25 protein-coding genes and 1 pseudogene are annotated in these 24,701 nt (G+C 72.3%); 15 read left to right on the forward strand and 11 right to left on the reverse strand.

Annotated features, from left to right (window positions below; genetic code table 11):
- Positions 1-87: 87 nt before the first annotated feature.
- The gene (locus tag ACWJ6R_RS00050) at positions 88-240 is read right to left on the reverse strand and encodes a hypothetical protein (RefSeq protein ID WP_449060223.1); all 153 of its coding nucleotides are present in this window, start codon (positions 238-240) and stop codon (positions 88-90) included.
- Positions 241-354: 114 nt separating this feature from the next.
- On the opposite strand from ACWJ6R_RS00050, the gene holA reads away from it, so the two are divergent.
- A complete protein-coding gene (gene holA, locus ACWJ6R_RS00055; protein WP_449060224.1) occupies positions 355-1,326 on the forward strand; it encodes a DNA polymerase III subunit delta in 972 nt (323 codons plus the stop codon).
- A gap of 267 nt (positions 1,327-1,593) precedes the next feature.
- Here holA and rpsT read toward each other — a convergent pair whose 3' ends face one another.
- A complete protein-coding gene (gene rpsT, locus ACWJ6R_RS00060; protein ID WP_068896890.1) occupies positions 1,594-1,866 on the reverse strand; it encodes a 30S ribosomal protein S20 in 273 nt (90 codons plus the stop codon).
- A gap of 146 nt (positions 1,867-2,012) precedes the next feature.
- A complete protein-coding gene (locus ACWJ6R_RS00065) occupies positions 2,013-3,032 on the reverse strand; it encodes a hypothetical protein (protein WP_449060225.1) in 1,020 nt (339 codons plus the stop codon).
- Between the two features lie 237 nt (positions 3,033-3,269).
- Between ACWJ6R_RS00065 and lepA the strand changes: the two genes are divergently transcribed.
- A complete protein-coding gene (lepA, locus tag ACWJ6R_RS00070; RefSeq protein ID WP_449060226.1) occupies positions 3,270-5,108 on the forward strand; it encodes a translation elongation factor 4 in 1,839 nt (612 codons plus the stop codon).
- Between the two features lie 180 nt (positions 5,109-5,288).
- Here lepA and ACWJ6R_RS00075 read toward each other — a convergent pair whose 3' ends face one another.
- Positions 5,289-6,563: a glycoside hydrolase family 18 protein gene (locus ACWJ6R_RS00075; RefSeq protein ID WP_449060227.1), complete on the reverse strand. Its 1,275-nt coding sequence runs from the start codon at positions 6,561-6,563 to the stop codon at positions 5,289-5,291.
- Positions 6,564-6,762: 199 nt separating this feature from the next.
- On the opposite strand from ACWJ6R_RS00075, the pseudogene hemW reads away from it, so the two are divergent.
- A pseudogene (hemW, locus tag ACWJ6R_RS00080) lies at positions 6,763-7,975 on the forward strand (radical SAM family heme chaperone HemW).
- Positions 7,976-7,990: 15 nt separating this feature from the next.
- Here hemW and ACWJ6R_RS00085 read toward each other — a convergent pair.
- The 3 genes from ACWJ6R_RS00085 to ACWJ6R_RS00095 all read right to left on the reverse strand — a co-directional run bounded on the left by ACWJ6R_RS00085 (position 7,991) and on the right by ACWJ6R_RS00095 (position 10,243).
- Positions 7,991-8,410, reverse strand: a complete 420-nt coding sequence (locus ACWJ6R_RS00085; protein ID WP_449060228.1) for a DUF4870 domain-containing protein — start codon at positions 8,408-8,410, stop codon at positions 7,991-7,993.
- 218 nt (positions 8,411-8,628) lie between these two features.
- Positions 8,629-9,444, reverse strand: coding sequence for a DUF3097 domain-containing protein (locus ACWJ6R_RS00090; protein WP_449060229.1), 816 nt, complete (start codon positions 9,442-9,444; stop codon positions 8,629-8,631).
- A gap of 61 nt (positions 9,445-9,505) precedes the next feature.
- Positions 9,506-10,243: a hypothetical protein gene (locus ACWJ6R_RS00095; protein ID WP_449060230.1), complete on the reverse strand. Its 738-nt coding sequence runs from the start codon at positions 10,241-10,243 to the stop codon at positions 9,506-9,508.
- A 188-nt stretch (positions 10,244-10,431) separates the two neighbouring features.
- On the opposite strand from ACWJ6R_RS00095, the gene hrcA reads away from it, so the two are divergent.
- From hrcA to ACWJ6R_RS00110, 3 genes are read left to right on the forward strand one after another with little or no spacing between them, the layout of a single operon-like run.
- Positions 10,432-11,445 carry a heat-inducible transcriptional repressor HrcA gene (gene hrcA, locus ACWJ6R_RS00100; RefSeq protein ID WP_068896883.1) on the forward strand — a complete coding sequence of 338 codons (1,014 nt, stop codon included), beginning with the start codon at positions 10,432-10,434 and terminating at the stop codon, positions 11,443-11,445.
- A gap of 12 nt (positions 11,446-11,457) precedes the next feature.
- Positions 11,458-12,603 carry a molecular chaperone DnaJ gene (gene dnaJ, locus ACWJ6R_RS00105; RefSeq protein ID WP_449060231.1) on the forward strand — a complete coding sequence of 382 codons (1,146 nt, stop codon included), beginning with the start codon at positions 11,458-11,460 and terminating at the stop codon, positions 12,601-12,603.
- Complete coding sequence (locus ACWJ6R_RS00110; RefSeq protein WP_449060232.1) at positions 12,600-13,331, forward strand: 16S rRNA (uracil(1498)-N(3))-methyltransferase; 732 nt, start codon at positions 12,600-12,602, stop codon at positions 13,329-13,331. The genes dnaJ and ACWJ6R_RS00110 overlap by 4 nt, the downstream gene beginning before the upstream one ends.
- A gap of 16 nt (positions 13,332-13,347) precedes the next feature.
- On the opposite strand, the gene ACWJ6R_RS00115 is transcribed toward ACWJ6R_RS00110, so the two are convergent.
- Both ACWJ6R_RS00115 and ACWJ6R_RS00120 read right to left on the reverse strand, forming a co-directional pair.
- A complete protein-coding gene (locus ACWJ6R_RS00115; protein ID WP_449060233.1) occupies positions 13,348-14,007 on the reverse strand; it encodes a hypothetical protein in 660 nt (219 codons plus the stop codon).
- Positions 14,004-14,483 carry a SigE family RNA polymerase sigma factor gene (locus tag ACWJ6R_RS00120; RefSeq protein WP_189234883.1) on the reverse strand — a complete coding sequence of 160 codons (480 nt, stop codon included), beginning with the start codon at positions 14,481-14,483 and terminating at the stop codon, positions 14,004-14,006. The genes ACWJ6R_RS00115 and ACWJ6R_RS00120 overlap by 4 nt, the downstream gene beginning before the upstream one ends.
- A gap of 355 nt (positions 14,484-14,838) precedes the next feature.
- Between ACWJ6R_RS00120 and ACWJ6R_RS00125 the strand changes: the two genes are divergently transcribed.
- From ACWJ6R_RS00125 to era, 7 genes are all read left to right on the forward strand, one after another.
- Positions 14,839-15,189, forward strand: coding sequence for a histidine triad nucleotide-binding protein (locus ACWJ6R_RS00125; protein ID WP_449060266.1), 351 nt, complete (start codon positions 14,839-14,841; stop codon positions 15,187-15,189).
- A 126-nt stretch (positions 15,190-15,315) separates the two neighbouring features.
- Positions 15,316-16,380: a PhoH family protein gene (locus ACWJ6R_RS00130; RefSeq protein WP_449060234.1), complete on the forward strand. Its 1,065-nt coding sequence runs from the start codon at positions 15,316-15,318 to the stop codon at positions 16,378-16,380.
- Positions 16,381-16,414: 34 nt separating this feature from the next.
- On the forward strand, positions 16,415-16,897 hold the full coding sequence (gene ybeY, locus ACWJ6R_RS00135; protein ID WP_068896879.1) for an rRNA maturation RNase YbeY: 483 nt from the start codon (positions 16,415-16,417) through the stop codon (positions 16,895-16,897).
- A complete protein-coding gene (locus ACWJ6R_RS00140; RefSeq protein ID WP_449060235.1) occupies positions 16,894-18,198 on the forward strand; it encodes a hemolysin family protein in 1,305 nt (434 codons plus the stop codon). The genes ybeY and ACWJ6R_RS00140 overlap by 4 nt, the downstream gene beginning before the upstream one ends.
- Positions 18,199-18,644: 446 nt before the next feature.
- Positions 18,645-19,409 (forward strand): hypothetical protein, encoded by a 765-nt coding sequence (locus ACWJ6R_RS00145; protein WP_449060236.1) that lies wholly within the window; start codon positions 18,645-18,647, stop codon positions 19,407-19,409.
- A 42-nt stretch (positions 19,410-19,451) separates the two neighbouring features.
- The gene (locus tag ACWJ6R_RS00150) at positions 19,452-19,784 is read left to right on the forward strand and encodes a cytidine deaminase (protein WP_449060237.1); all 333 of its coding nucleotides are present in this window, start codon (positions 19,452-19,454) and stop codon (positions 19,782-19,784) included.
- Between the two features lie 224 nt (positions 19,785-20,008).
- On the forward strand, positions 20,009-20,929 hold the full coding sequence (era, locus tag ACWJ6R_RS00155) for a GTPase Era (RefSeq protein WP_449060238.1): 921 nt from the start codon (positions 20,009-20,011) through the stop codon (positions 20,927-20,929).
- Here the strand turns inward: era and ACWJ6R_RS00160 are convergent.
- Together ACWJ6R_RS00160 and ACWJ6R_RS00165 are read right to left on the reverse strand one after the other, a co-directional pair.
- Positions 20,920-21,384: a hypothetical protein gene (locus ACWJ6R_RS00160; protein ID WP_449060239.1), complete on the reverse strand. Its 465-nt coding sequence runs from the start codon at positions 21,382-21,384 to the stop codon at positions 20,920-20,922. The genes era and ACWJ6R_RS00160 overlap by 10 nt on opposite strands.
- 218 nt (positions 21,385-21,602) lie before the next feature.
- Positions 21,603-22,082, reverse strand: a complete 480-nt coding sequence (locus tag ACWJ6R_RS00165) for an urease accessory protein UreD (RefSeq protein WP_449060240.1) — start codon at positions 22,080-22,082, stop codon at positions 21,603-21,605.
- Between the two features lie 321 nt (positions 22,083-22,403).
- Between ACWJ6R_RS00165 and ACWJ6R_RS00170 the strand changes: the two genes are divergently transcribed.
- Both ACWJ6R_RS00170 and ACWJ6R_RS00175 read left to right on the forward strand, forming a co-directional pair.
- On the forward strand, positions 22,404-23,387 hold the full coding sequence (locus tag ACWJ6R_RS00170; RefSeq protein ID WP_449060241.1) for a transporter substrate-binding domain-containing protein: 984 nt from the start codon (positions 22,404-22,406) through the stop codon (positions 23,385-23,387).
- Positions 23,384-24,637, forward strand: coding sequence for a hypothetical protein (locus ACWJ6R_RS00175; protein ID WP_449060242.1), 1,254 nt, complete (start codon positions 23,384-23,386; stop codon positions 24,635-24,637). The genes ACWJ6R_RS00170 and ACWJ6R_RS00175 overlap by 4 nt, the downstream gene beginning before the upstream one ends.
- Positions 24,638-24,701: the final 64 nt, after the last annotated feature.

The raw sequence follows: 24,701 nt of genomic DNA on the forward strand, positions 1-24,701 counted from the left end.
GGGAGCCGGTGAGGGTGTCACGGGGAGGTCCTGGGGGGAGGTGCAGGACCTCGTCCGGGCGGGTGTCCGGGGAGGGCCAGGGCCCCGCTAGGCCGGAGTCCTGGCCGGGCGGCGGAACTCGGTGTTCACGTCGGCGGCGTAGACCGAGCGCTTGCACCGCGCACAGCGGTACATGATGGGGCCCTCGTCGAGGACCGTTCCGCAGCGCGGGCAGGTGTGACGGCGAATGGTGGACGTCATCATGGTTTTCACCTCCTCTGTCCTCATCTGATAGTGCCCCGAAGAGCCTGCACTCCGATTGCGAATGGCTTGCTGATTGCGATTCGGTCGCCGTCACGTGGCATGCTGCTCGGCATGGCGGCAACCGATCCAGCACCCGTGACCCTGGTGACCGGCGACGAGGAACTGCTGGCCGACCGCGCGGTGGGCGAGGTGATCGCGGCGGTCCGGGCGGCGGATCCGGGCGCCGAGGTCGTCGATCTGGTGGGCGGGAAGGTGGAATCAGGCGAGGTGACCCGCTTGACCTCGCCGTCGCTGTTCGGTGACCGGTCCGTGGTGGTCATCCGCTCGGCGCAGGACCTGGTGAAGGACGTCGTCTCCGAGATCGTCTCCTACGCCGCCGACCCCGCGGACGAGGCCGTACTGGTTCTCGTCCATCCCGGGGGGGTGAAGGGCAAAGCGCTGGTCGACGGGGTGAAGAAGGCCGGGGCCCGGGTGGTCACCGTCAGCAAGCTGACCAAGCCCGCCGAACGGCTGGCCTTCGTCAAGGCCGAGCTGAAGCGCGCGGGGCGGACCGTCAGCGGAGACGCGGCCGGAGCCCTGCTGGACGCGGTCGGCAACGACCTGCGGGAGCTCGCGGCGGCCTGCAGCCAGCTCGCCTTCGACACCCCGGGCAAGGCCATCGACGAGGCCGCCGTGGCCCGTTACCACCGGGGCCGGGCAGAGGTCAGCGGGTTCACCGTGGCCGACTCCGCCATCGCGGGCAGACTGGGTGACGCGCTCGAGCAGGTGCGGTGGGCGCTGGCCACGGGGACGGCCCCGGTGCTGCTGGTGAGCGCGCTGGCCAGGGGCCTGCGCTCGCTGGCCAAGGTGGGCGGAGCCCCGCGCAACCTGCGAGGTGGGCAGCTCGCCGCCCACCTCGGCATGCCGCCCTGGCAGGTCGGCCGGGTCCAGGAGCAGCTGAACGGCTGGGGGCCCGACGGCATCGCGCGCGCGCTCCAGGCGGTCGCCGCAGCGGACGAGCAGGTCAAGGGCGGCGGTGCGGACCCGGCCTACGCGCTGGAGCGGGCCGTCCAGACCATCGTGGCGAGCCGCAACGGCCGCTGACGGCCGTACCGTGATGCGCCAAGCAGCCGGGCCTCGTGCGAGGAGGCCGGGCCGCGATCAGGATTTCGGCGGTTCGTGTGAACCCGAGCGGGTCACACGGAGACCCGTCCGCTGCCGCTGCCGGAGCTCACGATCGGCTTGACGCTGGAGGAAGCCCCAGGCCCGGGAACGGCGGGGGCACGGGTTCGGGAGCGACTGGACGCGGAGCCGCGGAACGCCGAAGCGCCGCGCCCTCGAGGGGTGCGGCGCTTCGGTGGAGAACCGGGACTACTTGGCGGCCGTCAGGGTGGCGGCGCGCTGGGCGATCGCCGACTTGCGGTTGGCGGCCTGGTTCTTGTGGATGACGCCCTTGCTGGCGGCCTTGTCCAGCTGGCGGGAGGCGGCGCGCTGGAGCGCGATGGCCTCGTCGACGTTGCCCTGCTCGGCGGCCTCGCGGAACTTGCGGATCGCCGTCTTGAGGGACGACTTGACAGCCTTGTTACGCAGCCGGGCCTTCTCGTTCTGCCGGTTGCGCTTGATCTGGGACTTGATGTTCGCCACGAAGAAGCCTCGGTGATGTCGTCGGATGGGGCGCGCGGGCAGAGAGGGCGCGCCACACGCAGTTGAACAGGCTACCAACTGCCCAGGTGGTCGCTCAAATCGACGACCGGGGCAGAAGAATGCGTGTACAGCTTACCGCGCCGGTCTCAGGGCCGGTACCAGGAACGGGTGTATTCGGCCCAGTCCTCGTCGGTGGCGGCGAAGTCCACGTAGAGCGCCAGCCCGAACCTCTGGCGCGGCGTCCCGCGGTGGGTCAGCGCCAGCCGGGCGCCCTCGGCCGCCGCGGCGACGCTCTCGGCCGCGTCGCCCCAGGGGTAACCGTGGTCGTGGTAGGCGGGCGCGCCCAGCAGCAGGGTCTTGCCCTCGGGCACGAGCTCCAGGGCGGTCTCGCCCTGCTGCACGACGTAGCCGCCGTAGAGCGAGCCGAGCGGGAGGTAGGAGTCGTAGGTCATGATCGCCACCTGGTCGGTGCGGGCCACGACCTCGCCGAAGTAGTCCCGCATCCAGTACTTGTCGTGGCCGATGACGGCGCGGGAGGCCGGGCGGAGACCGGGAAGGGGTTCGATCTGCGGGGTCGAGGTGGACAGGACGCCGTCGCCGACGAGGGGGCGGGTCCTGTCCAGCAGGTCGAGGAAGTCCGCGTCACCGCTGGTGATCGGCTCGAAGTTGTAGTGCACGCCGTCGAACCCGGCGGCCATGACGTCCCGCGCGCCGTCGAGCACGCGCTGCCGGGCGGCAGGGTCCCCGAAGTCGAGTCTTCCGCCGTTGACCTTCTGCCCGAGCCAGGCGGAGACGCGGACGTCCGGCAGTTCGGCCCGCCACCATTTCAGGAGATCTCGTGCGTTGGGATATTTCGCGGGCGGGAGTTCCCCGTTGAAGTCGAACGGGCCGGCGTGGACGTAGACGTCCCGGATCCCGGTGCCGCGCAGCCGTACGGCCAAGGTCTTCACATCGGCCTCGGTCCTGCGGCCGTCCACCCAGGCGTGCCCCAGCCAGAGGGCGTCGTGACCGGTGCTCCGCGCCCAGGAGGCGGGCGTGCCGGCGAACTGGATCCAGAAGAAGGCCGCGGCCATCGAGGGGAGCGCCAGGAGGACGGCCGTCACCGCGGCGAACACGCGCAGGCAGCGCCGTACCGTGATCTTCTCCGTCAGCCGGAATTTCATCATCCGGACATGTCACCCTGACCCGCCCGTTCCGTCAACGAGCGGGAGGCGGCGGGAGTGGTGGGGCGGGCGGTACGGCGAGCGCCGGGGTGGGCGGCGCGGCGGGCGGTGAGGGAAGCGTGGCGGTGGAACGGCTCGCCCGGCGGCGTGAAGCCATCGCCCCTCTCGCTAAACTTGCTGGGAAGATAGCTGGATTTGCCAGCCCCTTGATCCACATCAATCCCGTCGAAACGGACACCGGTGCGTAATCAGCCTGGCCAGACCGATCCCGCGGTGATCCGCAACTTCTGCATCATCGCGCACATCGACCACGGCAAGTCGACGCTTGCCGACCGCATGCTGCAGATCACCGGCGTGGTCGACGACCGCTCCATGCGCGCCCAGTACCTCGACCGGATGGACATCGAGCGCGAGCGCGGCATCACCATCAAGTCCCAGGCGGTCCGGCTGCCGTGGAAGGTCGGCGAGACCGACCACGTCCTCAACATGATCGACACCCCGGGGCACGTGGACTTCACCTACGAGGTATCCCGGTCGCTGCAGGCGTGCGAGGGCGCGATCCTGCTGGTCGACGCGGCGCAGGGGATCGAGGCGCAGACGCTGGCCAACCTCTACCTGGCCATGAACGCCGACATGACGATCATCCCGGTGCTCAACAAGATCGACCTGCCCGCCGCCCAGCCGGAGAAGTACGCCGCGGAGATCGCGCACCTCATCGGCTGCGAGCCGGAGGACGTGCTGAAGGTCTCCGGCAAGACCGGCGTCGGCGTCCGCGAGCTCCTGGACCACGTGGTCGAGCGCGTCCCGGCGCCGGTCGGCGTGGCCGAGGCGCCCGCCCGAGCGTTGATCTTCGACTCGGTCTACGACACCTACCGTGGCGTCATCACCTACGTCCGGGTGATGGACGGCCACCTGGGCAAGCGCGAGCGCATCCTGATGATGTCCACCGCCGCGACCCACGAGACGCTGGAGATCGGCGTCATCTCGCCGGAGCCGAAGATCGCCGACCACGGTCTCGGCGTCGGCGAGGTGGGCTACCTGATCACCGGTGTGAAGGACGTCCGCCAGTCGCGCGTCGGCGACACCGTGACCTCCGTGGCGCGTCCCGCCGCAGAGGCGCTCGGCGGCTACGAGCACCCCAAGCCGATGGTCTTCTCCGGCCTCTACCCGGTCGACGGCGACGACTACCCGGAGTTGCGCGAGGCCCTCGACAAGCTCCAGCTCAACGACGCCGCCCTGGTCTACGAGCCCGAGACGTCGGCGGCGCTGGGCTTCGGCTTCCGCTGCGGCTTCCTCGGCCTGCTCCACATGGAGATCGTCCGTGAGCGCCTCGAGCGGGAGTTCAACCTCTCGCTCATCTCCACCGCGCCGAACGTGGTCTACCGGGTGATCATGGAGGACGGCAAGGAGGTCGTCGTCACCAACCCGTCGGAGTTCCCCACCGGCAAGGTGGACAAGGTCTTCGAGCCGATGGTGAAGTCGACCGTGCTGGTCCCCTCGGAGTTCATCGGCGCGATCATGGAGCTCTGCCAGAACCGGCGCGGCAACCTGCAGGGCATGGACTACCTGTCGGAGGACCGCGTCGAGATCCGCTACACCATGCCGCTCGGCGAGATCATCTTCGACTTCTTCGACCAGCTCAAGTCCCGCACGCGCGGTTACGCCTCGCTCGACTACGAGCCCTCCGGCGAGCAGGAGTCGGAGCTGGTCAAGGTCGACATCCTGCTGCAGGGCGAGGCCGTCGACGCCTTCAGCGCCATCGTGCACAAGGACAAGGCGTACGGCTACGGCGTCGAGATGGCCAAGAAGCTCCGCGAGCTGATCCCCAGACAGCAGTTCGAGGTGCCGATCCAGGCCGCCATCGGCGCCCGGGTCATCGCGCGCGAGAACATCCGGGCCATCCGCAAGGACGTCCTCGCCAAGTGCTACGGCGGCGACATCTCCCGTAAGCGCAAGCTGCTGGAGAAGCAGAAGGAGGGCAAGAAGCGGATGAAGATGGTCGGCAGGGTGGAGGTCCCCCAGGAGGCCTTCGTCGCCGCGCTGTCCACCGAGTCCTCGACCGACAAGCCCAAGAAGTAGGTCCCGGTAGGGGAGCAGGGGGCGGGCACCGGTCGGTGCCCGCCCCCTGTCTCTTCTCCCGCGGCCGTTCACGCCGCGGTCGACCTCCGGCGGGGCCCCCGCGTTCGTGGGCGCGGGCCCCGTGGAGCCGTCAGTGCGGGATCTCGCACAGGGCCGAGGCCCGGCGGTCCCGTGGAGCCGTCAGCGCAGGATCTTGTACAGGGCCGAGGTCAGCGAGCCCCGGGCGTCGTCCTGGTCGAGGGACCACATCATCGAGCCGCCGAGGCCCTTCAGGCGGATGTAGGCCGCCTTGGTGGCCACGGCCGCCGGGTCGTCGTAGGACCAGAACTCGTTGCCGTCGTAGAGCCACACCGCGCCTGTGCGCAGGTCGCGGTAGCGCTTGCCGGGCTTGTTCACCAGGTCCTTGTAGTCCTCGCTGCCCGCGGCCCACTTGCCCGGGGCGGGGCCGGTGGCGGTGCCGTACAGGCCGTTCCTGCCGCCGGTCACGCCGGTCCAGCCCTGGCCGTAGGCCGGGACGCCGACCACGAGCTTCCTGGCCGGGGCGCCGCGCGACAGGTAGTCGCGGACGGTCTGATCGACGCTGTAGCGCACCTCGTTCGGGTCGCGCCGGTCGGTGAGCAGGTTGCCGTGGTGGCCGGTACGGGTCTCCCAGGGGCCGTGCAGGTCGTAGCCCTGGACGGTGGCGAAGGTCAGGTTCCTGAACACCTCGCGGACCTCGAAGCCCGCGTCGATCTTCGCCGCGGCGGCGGGGAGGAAGGCGGTGATCTCGCTGCGCCGGTCGAACTCGTTCATCTGGCGGCGGAGCTCGGCCAGGAACAGGGTGAAGTTCCGCCTGTCCTCGGGGCGGATCACGTTGCCCTCGGCGCCGGAGGAGCCGGGCCACTCCCAGTCGAGGTCGATGCCGTCGAAGACGCCGGCTCCGGCGCCGGGCGCGGTGCCCGGCAGGTTGCCGCGCAGCCACAGGTCGATGCAGGAGGAGGCCAGCTTGGCGCGGCTCTCGGGGGTGAGGACGGCGTCGGAGAAGTACTTCGAGCCGGTCCAGCCGCCGAGCGAGATCAGCGCCTTGAGCCCGGGGTGCCTGGCCTTGAGCTTCTTGAGCTGGTTGAGGTTGCCGGCCAGGGCCTGGCCCTCGGCGTCGGCGACGCCGTCCACGCTCTGCTCGGCGGGGACCGGGCGCTGCCAGTCGGCCCAGGGGTCGGAGGAGTAGCACTCGCCCTGCTCGCTGACGAAGCCGAAGGCGTAGTTGATGTGGGTCAGCTTGGCGGCCGAGCCGCTGGTCTCGAGGTCCTTGACGTGGAAGTCGCGCCCGTAGACGCCCCACTGGATGAAGTAGCCGACCCGCTTGAAGCGGTCGCCGTGGCCGCCGGTCTCGGCCTGGGCGGGCGCGGGGGCGGCGGTCACGGCGAGGCCGGTGGCGAGCGCCGCCGTGAGCATGCGCCGGAGGAGTCTCTGCACGGGATTCTCCACAATGGTTCGGGGCAACTTATAGGAAACTTTCCTTTAAGTTTTCCCGGATCGTAGGCGCGGGCGATCTACGCGTCAACGGCTTGCCGCCGATTCGCCGCACAATGGTGCGCCCGCTCGCCGGAGACCGTGCCGCCGACGGCCTCTCCAGCCGTCCCGGGCACCGCGGCGGGGGCGGCAGACTTGGGAGGTGCCATCCACACTTCCCGACGGCGACCCCGTACCGGCCTCCGGAGAGCTGCCCGAGAGCGCGCTCGCCGGTCTCGGCACGCGGCCCTTCGGCTTCTACGTCCACGTGCCCTTCTGCGTGACCCGGTGCGGTTACTGCGACTTCAACACCTACACGGCGTCCGAGCTCGTCCCGGCGCCTCTCACGCGGACTACGCCGGCACCGCGATCGAGGAGGTACGGCGGGCGCGCGCGATCCTCGGCGAGGCCGCGCCGAGGGTCGAGACCGTGTTCTTCGGTGGTGGCACCCCCACCCTGCTGCCCGCCCGCGACCTGGTGCGGATCCTCGGCGCGATCGACGAGGAGTTCGGCCTGGCCCCGGGCGCCGAGGTGACCACCGAGGCCAACCCCGAGTCCGTCGATCCGGCCTACCTGGCCGGGTTGCGGCGCGGCGGGTTCACCCGGATGAGCTTCGGCATGCAGAGCGTCCGTGAGCACGTGCTCGCGGTGCTGGACCGGCGGCACACGCCGGCCGGGCGGCCCAGGCCGTACGGGAGGCCAGGGCCGAGGGGTTCGAGCACGTCAACCTGGATCTGATCTACAGCACGCCGGGGGAGAGCGACGACGACTGGAGGGCCTCGCTGGCCGCGGCGATCGAGGCCGGACCCGACCACGTGTCGGCGTACTCGCTGATCGTGGAGGAGGGCACCCGGCTCGCCGCCCGGATCCGGCGCGGAGAGCTGCCGATGCCCGACGACGACGTGGCCGCCGACCGCTACCTCATCGCCGAGGAGATGCTCACCGGGGCGGGGTTCGGCTGGTACGAGGTGTCGAACTGGGCGACCTCGCCGCAGGCGCGCTGCCGCCACAACCTGCTCTACTGGACCGGCGGCGACTGGTGGGGCGTCGGCCCCGGCGCGCACAGCCACGTCGGCGGCACCCGGTGGTGGAACGTCAAGCACCCGGCGGCCTACGCCGGACGGCTGGCCTCGGGGGTCTCGCCCGCGCACGCGCGGGAGGTGCTGGCGCCGGAGGACCGCGCGGTGGAGCGGCTGATGCTGGAGCTGCGGCTGGCCGACGGCTTCCCGCTGGCGGAGATCGACCGCCCCGTCGTGGTGGCCAGGGCGCTGGGCGGCGGCCTGCTGGAGACCGAGCCGTTCAAGCGGGGCCGCGCGGTGCTGACGCTCCGCGGCCGCCTGCTGGCCGACGCGCTGGTGCGCGATCTGGTCGGCTGATCCGCGGGCGGTCCGTCAGCTGACGAAGCGGATGGACATCGGGTAGCGGTAGCTCTCCCCGCGGTTGGCGGACACGGCGGCCAGGACCATGAAGACGACCGATCCGATCCAGATCAGGGGCAGCAGCAGGATGCCGATGAACGCGAACACCAGCACCCAGGCGACGACGTAGGCGACCATCAGGGTGAGCTGGAAGTTCAGCGCCTCGGCGGCCTGGTCCCGCACGTAGGGGGACTCGTCCCGCTTGACCAGGTACATCACCAGGGGGCCGAGGAATCCGGTGAGCAGGCCCAGCAGGTGGGAGACCATGGCCAGGGTGGTGTCGTCGGTGCCGGGACGCGGGCCGTACGACCCGTACTGCCCGTAGCGGCCGTACGGGTCGTACGGCCCGTACGGTTCGGGGGGAGCCGGGCGCGGGCCGGGCGTAGGGGTCATGGGAACCGTAAGGGCCGGGTGCCGCCTGGCCGTACGGGTCGTAGGGCGGGGGCTGGGGTCCGGGGTGGCCGCCGCCGTGGGCGCCGTGGCCGTACGGCGAGGCGGGAGGCGGCTGGTGGCCGTATCCCTCACCGGGCCGGGTGCGGTCGTCTCCTTCGGCCCCGTAGCGGGGCTCGCCGGGGTTCTCGCTCATGGACCCTCCTGGTGGGTCTTCGGGATCAGCCGGCCTCGTCGGGGGCCGTCACGAAGTCGATCAGCTCCTCGACCGGGCCGAGCAGCTCCGGCTCGAGGTCAGCATATGTCCCGACCGCCCCGAGGATCCGGCGCCAGGCGTCACCGGGTTCCAGGTTCCAGCCCAGGGCGGCGACGACGCCCTCCTTCCACGGCAGGCCGCGGGGCACGGACGGCCAGGCGGGGATGCCGAGCGCCGACGGCTTGACCGCTTGCCAGACGTCCACGAAGGGGTGGCCGACGACCAGCACGTGCGGGGAGGCGACCCGCTCGGCGATCCGGCTCTCCTTCGACCCGGCGACCAGGTGGTCGACGAGCACGCCCAGCCGGCGGCCCGGGCCGGGCGAGAACTCCTCGACGATCGCGGGCAGGTGGTCGACGCCCTCGAGGTACTCCACGACCACGCCCTCGACCCGCAGGTCGTGGCCCCAGACCCGCTCGACGAGCGCGGCGTCGTGCACGCCCTCGACGTAGATCCGGCTCTCCCGGGCGACGCGGGCGCGCAGCCCCTCCACCGCGATGGAGCCGGAGGCGCTGCGCCGGGGGGCCTTCGGAGCGGAGACGGGCCGCACCAGGGTGACGACCCGGCCCTCCAGCAGGAACGCGGCGGGCTCCAGCGGGAACACCCGCCGCCGCCCGAACCGGTCCTCCAGCGTGACGGCCTCCTTGTCGCAGGCGACCACCGCGCCGCAGAAGCCGCCCTCGGCGTCCTCCACGACGAGGTCGGGCTCCGCCGGGACCTGCGGGATCGTCCCCCTGCCCGGCCGCCGCCAGTCGCCCGCCAGCACGTCGCGCTCGTACATCGCCCCTCCTGCGTCCGTGTCGACGCATGGGACGCTAGCAGCGGACGGGGCGGGGCCGCGATCACCCGCGGTAGGGGCCGGTCGGTCCCCACACGGGGGCCGGGGCGGCCGCGAGCTTGCGGGCGCGGCTCCGCTTCACCAGCACCACGATGGTCACGACGATGGCGAGCAGGACGCCGAGGCCCGGGATCAGGAACAGGGCCACGACGCCGCCCACGAGGGCGTCGGCGGCCAGTTCGCGGCCCACGCCGAAGCGGGCCTGGCCCCCGTCCTCGACGGAGCAGGCGAGCTTGTACTCGCCCGCCTGGTCGACGCCGATCCGGAAGGCCAGCTCCCAGGGGATCCCGTCGCTGCCGGTGACGGTCGTCTGCACGAGCGAGTTCTCCAGCCGGCCCTGGGTCCCCTCCTGGAAACCGCACTGGAACTTGGTCCCCTGGGCCGCGGAGACGTAGAGGGCGGGGCTCTCGGCCGGGTCCAGCTCGACGGTGAAGACCTCGCCCGGTCCGTAGGAGGCCGGGGGCGCGGCGTCGTTGGCGAAGCTGAGGATGCCGCCGACGGAGATCGCGATGCCGGCGATCACGGAGACCACCGCGAGCAGCCAGGCGCCGACGATCCAGCCGACGCTCGGTCCCGCCTTCGCCTTCGGGGGCGGTGCCTGCGGGGCGCCGTAGCCGGGCGGGGCGTAGCCGTAGGAGGGGGCGCCGCCGTACGGCTGGGCGGCGGGGTGCTGCGCGGGGTTCTGGGGGGTGCCGGAAGGGGGGACGAAACCACCGGAGGGGTTTCCGAAATCGTGGGACATAAGACAAGTGTGGAGGTTGTCGCTTGTATCCGAATAGCAGTTGACTTGACGACCATGCGGACCCCGGTTGCGGACCGCGTCATCCCACCCTGCGGGCGGGAGCCGTACACTGGCACTCGGGAACACCGAGTGCCAGATCCGGTGTTCCCCGTTCGGGCGCGCAGGGTGCAGGCAGGGAGGTGAGCACGTTGGTCGATGACCGCAAGCTCGCGGTGCTTCGCGCCATCGTCGAGGACTTCGTGTCCACCAACGAACCGGTGGGCTCCAAGGCTCTGGTCGAGCGGCACAACCTGGGGGTGTCGCCCGCGACGATCCGCAACGACATGGCGGTGCTGGAGGAGCAGGGCTACATCGCCCAGCCGCACACCAGCGCCGGGCGGGTGCCCACGGACAAGGGCTACCGGCTGTTCGTCGACCGGCTCTCCCAGGTCAAGCCGCTGTCGGGGGCCGAGCGCCGGGCCATCGAGACGTTCCTGGCGGGCGCGGTGGACATCGACGACGTGGTGACGCGCACCGTGCGGCTGCTGGCGCAGCTCACCCGGCAGGTCGCCGTGGTGCAGTACCCGTCGCTGACCAGCTCCACGGTCCGGCACGTCGAACTGGTCCCGCTGAGCGAGCGCCGCCTGATGTTCGTGCTCATCACCAACACCGGCCGGGTCGAGCAGCGCGTGGTCGAACTGCCCGACGTGGTGGACGAGGGCCGGGTCGCGCACCTGCGCGCCGTGCTCAACGCCTGCCTGGACGGCTGCGGGCTCACCAGCGTCCCGGACAAGGTCGCCGACCTGCCCGAGCGGCTGCCGGCCGAGGACCGGCCGCTGGCGGCCACGGTCCTGTCGGTGCTCCTGGAGTCCCTGGTGGAGCGCCAGGAGGAGAAGATCGTCTTTGCGGGGGCCGCCAACCTCGCGGGGGCCGACTTCACCGTCGGCCTGCGCGACGTGCTGGAGGCGCTGGAGGAGCAGGTCGTGCTGATGCGCCTGCTCGGCGAGACCTCCGACCCGTCCACACTGACCGTGCGGATCGGTTCGGAGAACCCCTACACCGGACTGCAGGGGACGTCGATCGTCGCCGCCGGATACGGTTCGGGGGACAAGCAACTGGCCCGGCTCGGTGTGCTGGGACCGACACGAATGGACTACCCGGTCACGATGGGCGCGGTGCGCGCGGTGGCACGCTACGTCAGCCAGATCCTGGCTGCATCCTAAGAGGTCGACTAAGTGGCTAAGAGTGACTACTACGGCACCCTCGGGGTGCGCCGTGACGCCAGTGCGGAAGAGATCAAGAAGGCTTACCGCAGGCTGGCCCGTGAGCTGCACCCTGACGTGAACCCCGATCCCGCGACCCAGGAGCGGTTCAAGGAGATCACCCAGGCCTACGAGGTGCTGTCAGACCCGGGCAAACGGCAGATGTACGACCTGGGCGGCGACCCGTTCGGCGGGGCCGGCGGAGGCGCGGGTGCCGGCGGCTTCGGCGCGGGCTTCCCGTTCAGCGACATCATGGACGCCTTCTTCGGCACGGCCGCCGGGGGCGGCGGACGCGGCCCCCGCTCCCGGGCCCGCCGGGGGCGCAACGCCACCATCCGGGTCGAGCTCGACCTGAGCGAGTCGGCCTTCGGCACCACCCGCGAGCTGACCGTCGACACCGCCGTGCTCTGCGAGGTCTGCACCGGCTCCGGGGCCGCGGCCGGCACCCACCCCGACACCTGCGACATGTGCAACGGCCGGGGAGAGGTGTCCCAGGTCACCCGCTCCTTCCTGGGCCAGGTCATGACCTCCCGCCCCTGCCCCCAGTGCGGCGGGTTCGGCTCGATCATCCGCCACCCCTGCCAGGAGTGCTCCGGCGACGGCAGGGTCCGCACCCGGCGCACCATCAAGGTCCGCATCCCGGCCGGAGTGGAGGACGGCACCCACATCCAGCTCGCCGGCGAGGGCGAGATCGGTCCCGGCGGCGGCCCGCCCGGCGACCTGTTCCTGGAGATCGTCGAGCGCCCGCACGAGATCTTCGAACGGCGCGGCGACGACCTGCACTGCACCGTGCAGATCCCGATGACGGCGGCCGCGCTCGGCACGATCCTGACCGTGGAGACCCTCGACGGCGCCGAGGAGATCGACGTGCGGCCCGGGACCCAGTCCGGGCAGACCATCTCCCTGTACGGCAGGGGCGTCCAGCGCCTCAACGAGACCGGCCGCGGCGACCTGCTGATCCACGTGAACGTGGAGACGCCGTCCCGCCTCGACCCGGCCCAGGAGGAACTGCTGAAGGAACTGGCCCGGCTCCGCGGCGAGGAGCGGCCCCCCGGCAAGTTCGCCCCCGGCCAGCAGGGCTTCTTCTCGCGCCTGCGGGACGCGTTCAACGGCCGATGACCGCTCCCGTCTTCCTGGCGGACCCCGCGGACCTGGCCCTGCCCGAGTTCACGTTCGGCGGGCCGGAGGGACGCCACGCCGCGGCCGTACGGCGGCTGCGGGAGGGCGAGCGGCTCGACCTGACCGACGGGGCCGGCGCCGTGGCCGAGTGCGTGGTCCTGGCCTCGGGCAAGGACTCCCTCCGGGTGGAGGTGCTGCGCCGCTACGAGGTGCCCGAGCCCCGGCCGCGCCTGGTCGTGGTCCAGGGACTGCCCAAGGGCGAGCGCGGCGAGCTGGCCGTGGAGATGATGACGGAGGCGGGGGTCGACGTCATCGTGCCCTGGGCCGCGCTGCGCTGCGTCACCCGGTGGAAGGGCGAGCGGGAGGCCAAGTCCCTGGCGCGGTGGCGCTCCACCGCGCGGGAGGCGGGCAAGCAGTCGCGCCGCTTCCGGCTGCCCGAGGTGACCGCGCCGGCGGGCACGGCCGAGGTGGCCGCGCTGCTGTCGGCCGCGGCGCTGGGGATCGTGCTGCACGAGGAGGCCGAGGCGCGGCTCTCGGCGCTGGAGGCACCGGCCGACGGCGACATCGTCGTGGTGGTCGGGCCCGAGGGCGGGATCGCCGACGAGGAGCTCTCCGCCTTCCGGGCCGCGGGGGCCGCGACGGCACTGCTCGGGCCGACGGTCCTGCGGACCTCGACCGCCGGGGTCGCCGCCGCGGCGGTGCTCCAGTCCCGCGCCGGCCGCTGGTGACCCCGGTCCGTCCGGCCTAACCCCCGATGGGGGTCGGTGTGACCTGCTCCGACGGGAGCGGCGGCTCCGGCCGGGGCTCCTCCACCTGCTGGCAGCCGCCTGCGGGGCAGGGGCTCTCCGAGGGCGTCGCGGACTCCGAAGGCGTCGGGACCGGCGTCGCCGCCTCCTCGCACTCCGCCGGAGGCTCCGCCGGGACCGCCTCGGCGGTCGCCGTCGGGCAGGTGGGGGTGGGAGCGGGCGTGGACTCCCGGGTCGGCTCCGCGCTCGGCTGCGGAGGCGCGCTCGGAGTCGTCCGCCTGCTCTCCTCGGGAGCGGGCGGGGGCGGCGCGTCGGACCTGGTGACGGCGGGCGGGGCCTGCCCGCTCTTCGACGGCAGCGGCCGGGAGGTCCCGGACAGGTCGGTGTGGGTCGGAGCGACGGGCTTGACCTCTCCGGAGAAGGTGACCTGGGCCACCTGCTCCCGCAGGCCGGGGACCACCATGACGACGGAGGCCGCGACGAGCACGGCCCCCGCGACCGAGGCTCCGGCGCGCCACCAGGTCAGCCGCCGGAGCCCGCGTCGTTCGATGCGAGCGCGGATGATCTCCAGTCCGTCCGGGGAGGGAACGACCGAGTCCGCCTCCGCGCTGAGGGCACGGCGGAGCAGCTCGCCGTACTCGTCGGGGGAGTCGGTCATGACAGTTGCTCCAGTGAGGTTCGTAGGGCGGCCATGCCGCGAGCCGTGTGACTCTTGACCGCGCCTTTGCTGATGCCCATCGCGTCGGCGATCTGCGCCTCGGACAGGTCTCCGTAATAGCGCAGGACGAGCGCCTCCCGCTGGCGCGCGGGCAGCCCGCGCAGCGCCTCGATGACGGCTGACCGCTCCAGTTCGCCGATCGCGCCGTTCTCGGCGCTCGGCGCGTCGGGCAGGCCCTTGGGCGCGTACTTCTCGACGACCGCCCGGTGCCGGAGCACCGAACGTGATCGGTTGACGACCGACTGACGCAGGTAGGCCAGTGCCTTGTCGGTATCACGCAGTCTGCGCCAGGCACCATGAATGGCGACGAACGCGTCCTGCACGACCTCCTCCGCGGTTGCCATGTCGCGGACGAGCAGTACAGCGAGACGCACAAGGGACCGATAGTGCGCGCTGTAGAGCGCGGTAACGGCCATGTCGGCATCCCACCCGACGGGCACCGCCCCGAGCGACCTGTCGGCCACGAGGGTCTCGGTGGTCACATCAGTGGGACGCTCGGCCTTCCCAGGGGGTTTACGCTCTTCCGGTTCATTAGGGGGCATGACCCTGTCGTGTCCTCGCCAGGCGGCCTCGGGGGGCGGCTCGCAAACGTCTTCCGCCGCAAGTTTCGCACACCCGCCCCGTTCAGGTGGATCTTTCCCCGCCGCGGGGGCCGCCGGCGGCGGTCCGGGCCGCGGGGGGACCATCGCCGAGGCCCGGCGCGCGGGAGGACGACGCATGGGCGGGGCGAGGAGGAGGCGGCGATGCCGGCGGCGATAGGGTGCCGTCATGGTGAGTGAAGCCGACTGCCTGTTCTGCGGGATCGTCGCCGGGAGGATCCCGGCGGAGGTCGTCCACGAGACCGAGCGCACGCTGGCCTTCCGGGACGTCAATCCGCAGGCGCCGACCCACGTCCTGGTGATCCCCAAGGACCACTACCCGACCGCGGCGGCGCTGGCCGCCGCCGACCACGGGCTGGCCGACGACGTGCTCCAGGCCGCGCACGCGGTCGCCGAGCAGGAGGGCGTCGCGGACGCGGGCTACCGGCTGGTCTTCAACACCGGGCCCGCGGCCGGCCAGACCGTCTTCCATGTGCACGGGCACGTGATCGGCGGCCGGGACCTGACCTGGCCGCCCGGATAGGACGGGACGAAACGGGAAGGCGTGACCGCCTCCATCGCGGATACGATGACGGAGGGGGCGTCCCACGGGACACTCCCGCACATCCGCCGTCGACGTCTGGAGGCGAACAGGCCGCTAGGCCCGCCCATGTCCGAGTCAAACGATTCCAGCAGAACACCCTCTCCACGCTCGAAGGGTCCGAGCCGGGTCCAGGCGAAGGTGGTGATCCCGGACGACCACTCGATGCTCAGCATCCTGGGCTCGAGCGACGAGCTGCTGCGGGTCGTCGAGAACGCCTTCCGCGCGGACATCCACGTCCGGGGCAACGAGATCACCATCACCGGCAGCCCGGAGGAGAGCAGCATCGTGGTGCGGCTCTTCGAGGAACTGACCGAACTGGTCAGCGGAGGCGCCGAGCTGACGGCGGACGCGGTCGAACGGAGCATCGCGATGCTGCGGATGACCTCCGACCGGCCGGCGGAGGTGCTCTCCCTCGACATCATCTCCTCGCGGGGCCGGACCATCCGGCCGAAGACCGTGAACCAGAAGCGCTACGTCGACGCGATCGACAAGCACACCATCGTCTTCGGCATCGGCCCGGCCGGCACCGGCAAGACGTACCTCGCGATGGCCAAGGCCGTGCGGGCGCTGCAGGAGAAGAAGGTCAACCGGATCATCCTCACCCGCCCGGCGGTCGAGGCGGGCGAGCGGCTGGGCTTCCTGCCCGGCACGCTCTACGAGAAGATCGACCCCTACCTGCGCCCCCTCTACGACGCGCTGCACGACATGCTCGACCCGGATTCGATCCCCCGGCTGATGGCCGCGGGCACGATCGAGGTCGCGCCCCTGGCGTACATGCGCGGCCGCACGCTCAACGACGCCTTCATCATCCTGGACGAGGCGCAGAACACCTCGCCGGAGCAGATGAAGATGTTCCTGACGCGGCTGGGCTTCAACTCGAAGATCGTCGTGACCGGTGACGTGACCCAGGTCGACCTGCCGGGCGGCACGCAGAGCGGACTGAGGGTGGTGCAGGACATCCTCGACGGCATCTCCGACATCCACTTCTCCAGGCTGACCAGCGCCGACGTGGTCCGTCACAAGCTGGTGAGCGACATCGTGGACGCCTACGGGCGCTACGACGAGACCCTGCGGCAGAGCGCGCCGCAGGCGATCAAGGGCGCGGTCAAGCGCCCCAGGGGGAGACAGTGAGAGAGCGGAGCGGACGATCCGATGGGGTGCTCCGATGAGCATTGAGGTCAACAACGAGTCCGGCGTCGAGGTCGACGAGGGGCTGCTCGTGGCGCTGGCCGGGCACGTGCTGGAGAAGATGGGCATCAACCCGCTCGCCGAGCTGTCCATCCTGGTGGTGGACGAGGGCGCCATGTCCGAGCTGCACGAGCGGTGGATGGGGGAGCCCGGCCCGACCGACGTGCTGGCCTTCCCGATGGACGAGCTGCGTCCCGGTGGCGGCGCCGGAGCCCGGCAGGAGGGCGACGCCCCCGCCGACCCGGCGCTCCTGGGCGACGTGGTGCTCTGCCCCCAGGTGGCCGCCAAGCAGGGGGCCGAGGCCGGCCACGGCACCGAGGCGGAGCTGGAGCTGCTGTGCACGCACGGCATCCTCCACCTGCTCGGCTACGACCACGCCGAGCCCGAGGAGCACAAGGAGATGTTCGGCCTGCAGGGCGAGCTCCTCGAGTCGTGGCGGGAGGTGCGCCCCCAGCGGTGAACCTCGCCAACGGGTGGTTGCCCGCAGCCGTCGTCCTCGTCGTGGCCGGCGGCCTGATCGCCAGCGCGGAGACCGCGCTCACCCGCATCTCGCGGGTGCGCGCGGAGGAGTTCGTCCGGCAGGAGCGCCGGGGCGCGGTGCGCCTGCAGGCGATCGTCGCGGATCCGCCGCGCTACCTCAACCTCCTGCTGCTGCTCCGGCTGAGCTGCGAGCTGGTCGCCACGGTGATCGCCACGCTGCTCTTCATCGACTGGCTCGGCGACCAGGGCTGGGCCTACACCGCCGCGGCCGCCGTCATGGTCGTGATCAGCTACGTGATCGTCGGGGTCTCGCCGCGCACGCTGGGCCGCCAGCACGCCGAGCCGATCGCGCTCGCCGGCGCCCCCATCGTGTACGGCCTCACCCGGATCTTCGGGCCCCTCCCCAAGCTGCTCATCCTGCTGGGCAACGCGGTGACGCCGGGCAAGGGGTTCCGGGAGGGGCCGTTCACCTCCGAGGCCGAACTGCGCGACCTGGTCGATCTGGCCGAGCAGCGCAGGGTCATCGAGCCGGACGAGCGGGAGATGATCCACTCGGTCTTCGAGCTCGGCGACACCCTGGTGCGGGAGGTCATGGTGCCGCGCACCGACATGGTGTTCATCGAGCGCGGCAAGACGCTGAACCAGGCCCTCTCGCTCGCGCTGCGCAGCGGTTTCTCCCGCATCCCGGTGGTCGGCGAGAACGAGGACGACGTCATCGGCATCGTCTACCTCAAGGACATCGTCCGCCGGGTGCAGGACACCGGGGACGCGGGCCGCGCCGAGCCGGTGGAGTCGATCATGCGTCCGGCCACCTACGTGCCGGAGAGCAAGCCGATCGACCAGCTCCTCCGCGAGATGCAGGCCCGCCAGATCCACCAGGCCATCGTCATCGACGAGTACGGCGGGACGGCCGGCCTGGTCACCATCGAGGACGTCCTCGAGGAGATCGTCGGCGAGATCACCGACGAGTACGACCAGGAGACTCCCCCCGTCGAGCCGCTGGCCGACGGCTCGGTCCGGGTGACGGCCCGGCTCCCCGTCGGAGACCTGGCCGAGCTGTTCGACGTCGAACTGGACGTGGAGGACGTCGAGACGGTCGGCGGCCTGCTGGCGCACGCGCTGGGTCGCGTCCCGATCGCCGGTTCGGAGGCCGTGGTGGAAGGCCTCAGCCTGACCGCGGAGAGCCTCGCCGGACGGCGCAACAGGATCGGCACGGTCGTCGTCCGGCGGCTGGCGGAGACCGGCCAGGACGCGGTGGCGGCCTCCTCCGACCACGACTGAGGAGCCGCTCCGGGGACCCTCCGGGGCGGCCCCATCGGGCCGGTCGTGAACCCGCCGGTCGCGTGGTCCCGGCGCAGGACCCGTCGCGGGTCCCCGCCGGGCGGTGCGGTCCCGTCAAGCCCGCCGCAAGCGCCTTGCAAGCATGCCGGGCCATCGTTTCCCCGCGGCTCCCCCTCACCGGGGAGCCGGAGAGAAGGTCCGAGCGCCGGGGAGGGGTTCGCGGCGCGAAGGGCGGACTCTCGGGGGGAAGGGTGCGCACGGCCGCCGTCCGGCCGGGCGCCGCCCGACCTGGGGTGTCCTCGTCCGCGTTACGCGGACGAGGACACCCTTAGGTGTTTCCAGGTGATTGTCGTTTTTGTCGAACGGGAAGGAAGCGGATCGGCGGGGGCGACCACCCCGCGTGACATTCGGGGGAAGCCATGGGGCGGGGGATTCGGACTGCCGCCGTGCTTGCCGTCTGGGGGATCCTGGCCGGGTTCGGGCTCACGGCGGGGTGCGGCGCACCGGCGGTCGGCGGGGGCACGCGCACGGGCGGGCACACGGGCACCGGGACCGGTACGGCGGCGGACGGAGACGCCGATGCGGGCACGGAGACGGTGCTCCACCAGGGGACGGCGGCGACCGGCGCCGACCGGGCCCGGCTGAGAGGGCTGCTCCTGCAGGCGCACGACCTGCCCGAAGGGTTCTCCACCCGCCTCCGGGAGGGGTGGCGGTCCCCGTTCCACCCGGCCGCCGGCGACTGCCGCCGCGTGCTGGAGACCGCGGGGCACAGGCCCTCCGAAGGGACCCCGGACGTACGGGTGACCGCGACCTACTCCGGGGACGGGCTGGGCGAGCTGGCGGGGATCGGCCTGGAGAGCCACCCCGGCGAGGACGCCGAGCGTCGTTTCACCGCCCTGGCCGCGGCGCTGGACCGCTGCCGGGTCGTGGCCGCCCCCGCGACGGGCGCCGCGGCGGACCGGGAGACCCTGCTGACGGGATCGGGCCTGGCGATGGACGCGGTCGGGGACGACATGCGGGCCAGACGCCTGTACGGCAGGCTGAACGGCTACCCGTACGAGATGCACGTGGTCCTCATCCGCTCGGGGAGGATCCTGATGTCGCTGGTGCACGCCGGGATCTCGGACGTCGACGCCGGTCGCACCCAGCGGCTCGCGGGGTTCCTCGCCGCCCGGGCGGACGATCTGGCGGCGGACGGGGACGAGACCTGACCGGGTGCGCGGGGGCGCGGGGGCGCTGAATACCCTTGTGCCGTGAGTGAAGCGACCCTCGATCCCGAGGACAACAAGATCATCGTCCTGGCCCGTTCGGCCCGTGCCCGCAACGGCGCCGCCGAGGGCGCGGCCGTACGCGACGAGACCGGCCGGACCTACTCCTCGACCAACGTCGACCTGCCCTCGCTGACCCTGTCGGCGCTGCAGGTCGCGGTGGCCATGGCGGTCTCCAGCGGAGCCCGCGCCCTGGAGGCGGCGGCGCTGGTCACCGCGGGCGACGGACCGAGCGAGGCGGACACCAGGGCGGTTCGCGACCTGGGCGGTGAGACCCTGCTCGTGGCCGCCCCTGACGGCACCCTGGCGCCGGACTGAGCATCCTGGACGGGACCCTGCGCCGGAGCCGGGCGTCCTGACGGCGCCGCTGCGCCGGAGCCGGGCGTCCTGACGGCGCCGTGCGCCGGAGCCGGGCATCTCCCCGGCGGTGCTCCGGACCGGAGCCGGGCGGTCCCGGGGCACTCCACGAGGGCGTCCCGCGGCCCGCTCCGGAGGGCGGCGGAGGGGCGGTCCCGTCAGAGCGGGCCTCCGCATCGGGGACAATGGACGACGTGAGTTCCTCAGCTGCTGATTTCCGCGCGGGTTTCGCCTGCTTCGTCGGCCGGCCCAACGTCGGCAAGTCCACGCTGATGAACGCGTTGGTCGGCACCAAGGTGGCGATCACCTCGTCCAAGCCGCAGACCACCCGGCGCGTCATCCGGGGCATCGTGCACCGCCTGGACGCCCAGCTCATCATCGTCGACACCCCCGGGCTGCACCGGCCGCGCACGCTGCTCGGCGAGCGGCTGGACAGCCTGGTGCTGTCCACCCTCACCGAGGTCGACGTGATCGGGTTCTGCCTGCCCGCCAACGAGCCCATCGGCAAGGGCGATCGCTTCATCGCCGAGAAGCTCGCGGCGGTGAGGAAGACCCCGGTGGTCGCCGTGGTCACCAAGTGCGACCTGGCCACCCGCGAGCAGATCGCCGAGCAGCTGCTCGCGGTCTCCCGGCTCGCCGAGTTCGCGGAGATCGTCCCGGTCTCCGCGCAGGCGGGGGACCAGCTCGACGTGGTGAGCGACCTGCTGATCCGGCGGCTCCCCGAGAGCCCTCCGCTGTACGAGGGGGGACAGCTCACCGACGAGCCGGAGCAGGTCCTGGTCGGCGAGCTCATCCGGGAGGCCGCGCTGGAGGGAGTGCGGGACGAGTTGCCGCACTCGATCGCGGTCGTCGTCGACGAGATGCTGCCCCGCGAGGGCCGCGACGACCTGCTCGACATCTACGCGCACATGTTCGTCGAGCGCCCCTCCCAGAAGGCCATCGTGATCGGTCACAAGGGCACACGGCTGAAGGACGTCGGCAGCCGTGCCCGCAAGCAGATCGAGGCGCTGCTCGGCACCCGGGTCTACCTCGACCTGCGCATCAGCGTCGCCAAGGACTGGCAGCGCGACCCCAAGCAGCTGCGCCGTCTCGGCTTCTACGACTGACGGAGCCGGCGGCCGGAGGCCAGTGCGGCGACCGCGGACCCGGTCACCGCCAGCGCCGCGGCCAGGGCGACGAACCAGCCGTACTCCACGGTGGGCTCGACCCTCACCAGGTCGCCGATGGCGAACGAGGCGTCCGGCCCCCTGCCCTGCGGGTCGCTGAGGAAGACCAGCAGGACCGCGGTGGTGATCGCACCGGGCAGGGCCGCGAGGGCGGTGAAGGGCCGGTCGCCGCCCGCGACCCCGATGACCGCCGCCATGGCCCCGCCGACCAGCACGAGGATCCCGGACCAGTCGTCCACGCCCCGGACGCTCTCGCTCAGCGAGCCCAGGACGGCGATGTCGGCTCTGACCCCCGCCCACGGCAGGAACGCGGCCACCACCAGCAGGGCGCCCCCGGCGATCACCCCGATCGGCGCGATCCGGTTCGGGGAGGCGGGGGTCGCGAGATCGGCCATCGGCCAAGGGTAGTTTCACCGGGACGTCCGCGGCAGGCGCATCCCGCACATTCCCGCCGGGCTTCTTGTCCGCTCACGCGCAGCCGTCGCCCAGGATCCGGTCCTGCCCCGTCCCCGGCCCGGCCCAGGATCCGTCCCCGCCCCGATCCGGTCCCGTCCTGGTCCGGTCCCGCCCGGGCGGCCTTTCCCACGGGCAGTGGCGGCCGCCGCACTCGGCCTCAGCGGGCGGATACGCGGGACTCTCCCAGTTCCAGGCGCCGCCGCAGTTCCACGGTGTCGCGGCCCAGAGCCGTGACGAGGACTCCAGGCCCGGCCAGCGGCAGTACGGCCCAGCCCTCCCCGACGTCCGCGCCGCCCTGCCGTCCCGCGGGGGCGCGGTCCTTCCCGGGTGCGGCCCCGTTCTCTCCGGCGCGGTGGAGGCCGGACGGCGAGGGCCGGGCCGAGCCCGCGATCAAGGTTCCGCCCACGCAGCGGGCGTCTCCGTACACGGCGGGACCGCCGTCGACCGCCGGGTCGCCGACGGTGAGCTCCTGCCGGAGCAGCGGGCGTCCGTCGAGCACCGCGTCGAAGCGGGAGCGGCAGCGGCCGGACGGCTCGCCGTACCGGCCGAAGACGAGCTCCTCACGCCACAGGACCCCGGCGCCCGCCTCCAGCGCCAGCCGTACGACCATGCGGTGGCGGCAGCCCGCGGCGAGCACGACGGTGTTGCCCGCCGATGTCGTATCCGTTTCCGGACCGCGGTCTCCGGCCGCGTCGTGCACTCCGGCGCGGCCGGAGAGGCCCGCGGGAAGGACCCGGCGGTTTGATCACTTCTTGGTGACTGTTGCCGGTGGCGCGCGCGCCGCCATCGACGGCTGACGTACTCTGCCCCCAGATTTTCATGGAATCGGGGGGATTCGGATCCGGGGGGCGTCATGCGCATCAGAAGGACGAAACCGGAGCCCGACCCCGGAGCAGGACAGCCGGCCGCGCCGCCCCCGCCCGTGGAACCGCCGGAGCCCGTGGATTCTGTGGGTCCTGTGGGGCGGACGGGGTCCGGTGACGTCCTGCCGGGCGGGCGCGGACTGCGGCTCGCCGGGTGGCTCGCCGCCGTCGTGGCGGCGGTGGTCGTCGCGGGCTGGGCGATCTGGGAGACGGGACCGCCCACCGAGGCGGAGCTGCTGGAGCAGGCGGGCCTGAACGGCAGGCGGAGCCTGCTGGTCGGGGTGAAGGACGACACCCCCGGCATCGCGCTCCGCAAGCCGGACGGCACCTACGAGGGGTTCGACATCCAGATGGCCCTCATGATCGCCGCCGATCTCGGCTTCCGCGCGAGCGAGGTCGAGTTCCTGTCCATCGAGACCGAGGACCGGGCCCGGATGACGGCCAGGAACGCCGCGGGCCAGCACGTGAAGGTCGACCTCGTCGTGGCCACGTTCAGCGTGACGCCGGCCCGCAGCGCCAACCGCGCGATCGGGTTCTCCGCGCCCTACCTGGAGACCCAGCAGTCCGTCATCACCCGCAAGGGGCATCCCGACATCACCTCGCTCACGCAGCTCCGGGGCCGGAAGGTCTGCACGCTCGCCGCCTCGACCTCCGAGACCGAGATCGACAGGGCCGGGGCGGAGGTCACCCGGAAGAACCGCATCAGCGACTGCGTCACCGGCCTCAAGGCGAAGGAGTACGAGGCGGTCACGACCGACACCGCGATCCTCGCCGGGTTCGTGGCGCAAGAGCCCGGCCTGCTCGAACATCACGACATCGGCCTGGAGACCTCCGAGCAGTGGGCCGTCAACGCCGGGGCCAACGAGGCGCTGCGCACCCTCGTGAACCTCTCGCTGCACCGCTCGGTGACCGACCCGCAGGACATGCGCTGGGAGGAGGCCTACGAACGGTTCGTCGCCCCGATGCAGGCGCACAACCCCAAGGAGCAGATCGCCGGCCGTACCCAGCCCGCCGTGCCGGAACCCGACGTGCGGCGCTGGCCCTGGGAGCGGGGGATCCCTCAGCGGAACGCCGGATGAGCGGGACCGGGGAACCTCCGGCCCCCGGCGCGGCGGGGGACTCCCCTCCGAAGGGCGCGCCGGGGAACGCGCCGGGGGAGCCCTCTCCGAAGGGCGCGCCGGAAGACGCGCGGGGGGAGCGGCCGCCCTCCGGTGACTTCTGGGGAGGGACGCCCGCCGTCGGATTCGCCGAGCGCCCGGTGCCGCCCGGCGGGTTCCGCGGCCGCGGACCGGCGGGGTGGCCCGGGGGAGCGCGGGGCGGCAACCAGCAGTGGATGCTCGCGGTGCTGCCGGGCTTCCCGCTGGTCCTGCTCGTCGTGCGGTTGTGGTACGCCAGCCGGCAGGACACCCAGACGCTGCTCCTGCTGGTCCAGCACGTCAGCGCACTCGGTCTGCTCACCGCCGTGCTGCTGACCATCCTGTGGGTGCTGCCCGCCCTCGTGCTGGCGGCCCGCGCGCTCGGCGTGCTCTACCGGGTCAGCGCCGGGCGGTCGTCCTGGCTCTCGGTGGTGGCCGACCGGATCCCCGACTGGGTCGTGGTGATCTCCGTCGTGGTCGGCCTGGTGAGCTGGCAGCTCAGATTCCTGCCCACCCTCGCCATGCTCTCGCTGGCGGTGCTCGGGCTGAGCGTCAACGACCGCAGGCCCGGCCGGCGGGACCTGGTCGTCCTGCTCACACTGGTGCTGCCCGCCGTGGTGGGCGTCGGGCTCTACGCCTGGCTCGCTCCGGCCATCGGGCAGGCGTTCACCGAGGGGGACGTCGTCACCGCCGTGCTGCTCACGCTGCCGCCGGGCCTGTCGGTCCTGCTGACCGGTCCGATCCCGGCCCGTGCCGCGGCCGCGCTGACGTCCACCCTGGCCGTCGCCGTACTCGCGCTGACGCCGCTGTTCACCGCAGCCGTCGTCGTGCAGGCGCCGATCCTGCCGCTGATGGGGGTGGAGGTCGCCGTGAAGGGCGCCGACGAGGAGATCGCAGGGAAGGTGCTGCTCGGATACGTCATCGCGACCGACGACCGGGTCTCCACCTTCCTCGACCGCGACGGCACCGTGCGGTTCATCGCCAACGGGACGGTGGTCTCCCAGTTCCTCTGCCCGGATCTCGGTCAGATCCCCCGCAGCCGTGTCGCGCTGCACCGCTGGTACGTCGAGCACAGCGTGCTCGCCTGGTTCGCTCCCGATCCGCTGGAGAAGCCCAGCGACTCCCGCTGCCCGGGCCGTCCGACGGGGCGGGGCGACCGGGAGCGTCCGGGTCCCGGCGGCGGGACCGGGTGATCGGGCGCGCTCGCGGCGTCCGCCGCCGCGACGGGGCGAGGGGGCGGGGCGCGGTGGCCGGATC

Source organism: Planomonospora algeriensis (genome assembly GCF_977012225.1).

What these genes read in the sequence shown, in the direction of transcription:
- ACWJ6R_RS00050 (WP_449060223.1), bottom strand. Translation starts at nt 240, where the DNA reads ATGACGTCCACCATTCGCCGTCACACCTGCCCGCGCTGCGGAACGGTC.
- holA (WP_449060224.1), top strand. Translation starts at nt 355, where the DNA reads ATGGCGGCAACCGATCCAGCACCCGTGACCCTGGTGACCGGCGACGAG.
- ACWJ6R_RS00065 (WP_449060225.1), bottom strand. Translation starts at nt 3,032, where the DNA reads ATGATGAAATTCCGGCTGACGGAGAAGATCACGGTACGGCGCTGCCTG.
- ACWJ6R_RS00085 (WP_449060228.1), bottom strand. Translation starts at nt 8,410, where the DNA reads ATGACCCCTACGCCCGGCCCGCGCCCGGCTCCCCCCGAACCGTACGGG.
- ACWJ6R_RS00090 (WP_449060229.1), bottom strand. Translation starts at nt 9,444, where the DNA reads ATGTACGAGCGCGACGTGCTGGCGGGCGACTGGCGGCGGCCGGGCAGG.
- ACWJ6R_RS00095 (WP_449060230.1), bottom strand. Translation starts at nt 10,243, where the DNA reads ATGTCCCACGATTTCGGAAACCCCTCCGGTGGTTTCGTCCCCCCTTCC.
- ACWJ6R_RS00110 (WP_449060232.1), top strand. Translation starts at nt 12,600, where the DNA reads ATGACCGCTCCCGTCTTCCTGGCGGACCCCGCGGACCTGGCCCTGCCC.
- ACWJ6R_RS00115 (WP_449060233.1), bottom strand. Translation starts at nt 14,007, where the DNA reads ATGACCGACTCCCCCGACGAGTACGGCGAGCTGCTCCGCCGTGCCCTC.
- ACWJ6R_RS00120 (WP_189234883.1), bottom strand. Translation starts at nt 14,483, where the DNA reads ATGGCCGTTACCGCGCTCTACAGCGCGCACTATCGGTCCCTTGTGCGT.
- ACWJ6R_RS00130 (WP_449060234.1), top strand. Translation starts at nt 15,316, where the DNA reads ATGTCCGAGTCAAACGATTCCAGCAGAACACCCTCTCCACGCTCGAAG.
- ybeY (WP_068896879.1), top strand. Translation starts at nt 16,415, where the DNA reads ATGAGCATTGAGGTCAACAACGAGTCCGGCGTCGAGGTCGACGAGGGG.
- era (WP_449060238.1), top strand. Translation starts at nt 20,009, where the DNA reads ATGGACGACGTGAGTTCCTCAGCTGCTGATTTCCGCGCGGGTTTCGCC.
- ACWJ6R_RS00160 (WP_449060239.1), bottom strand. Translation starts at nt 21,384, where the DNA reads ATGGCCGATCTCGCGACCCCCGCCTCCCCGAACCGGATCGCGCCGATC.
- ACWJ6R_RS00175 (WP_449060242.1), top strand. Translation starts at nt 23,384, where the DNA reads ATGAGCGGGACCGGGGAACCTCCGGCCCCCGGCGCGGCGGGGGACTCC.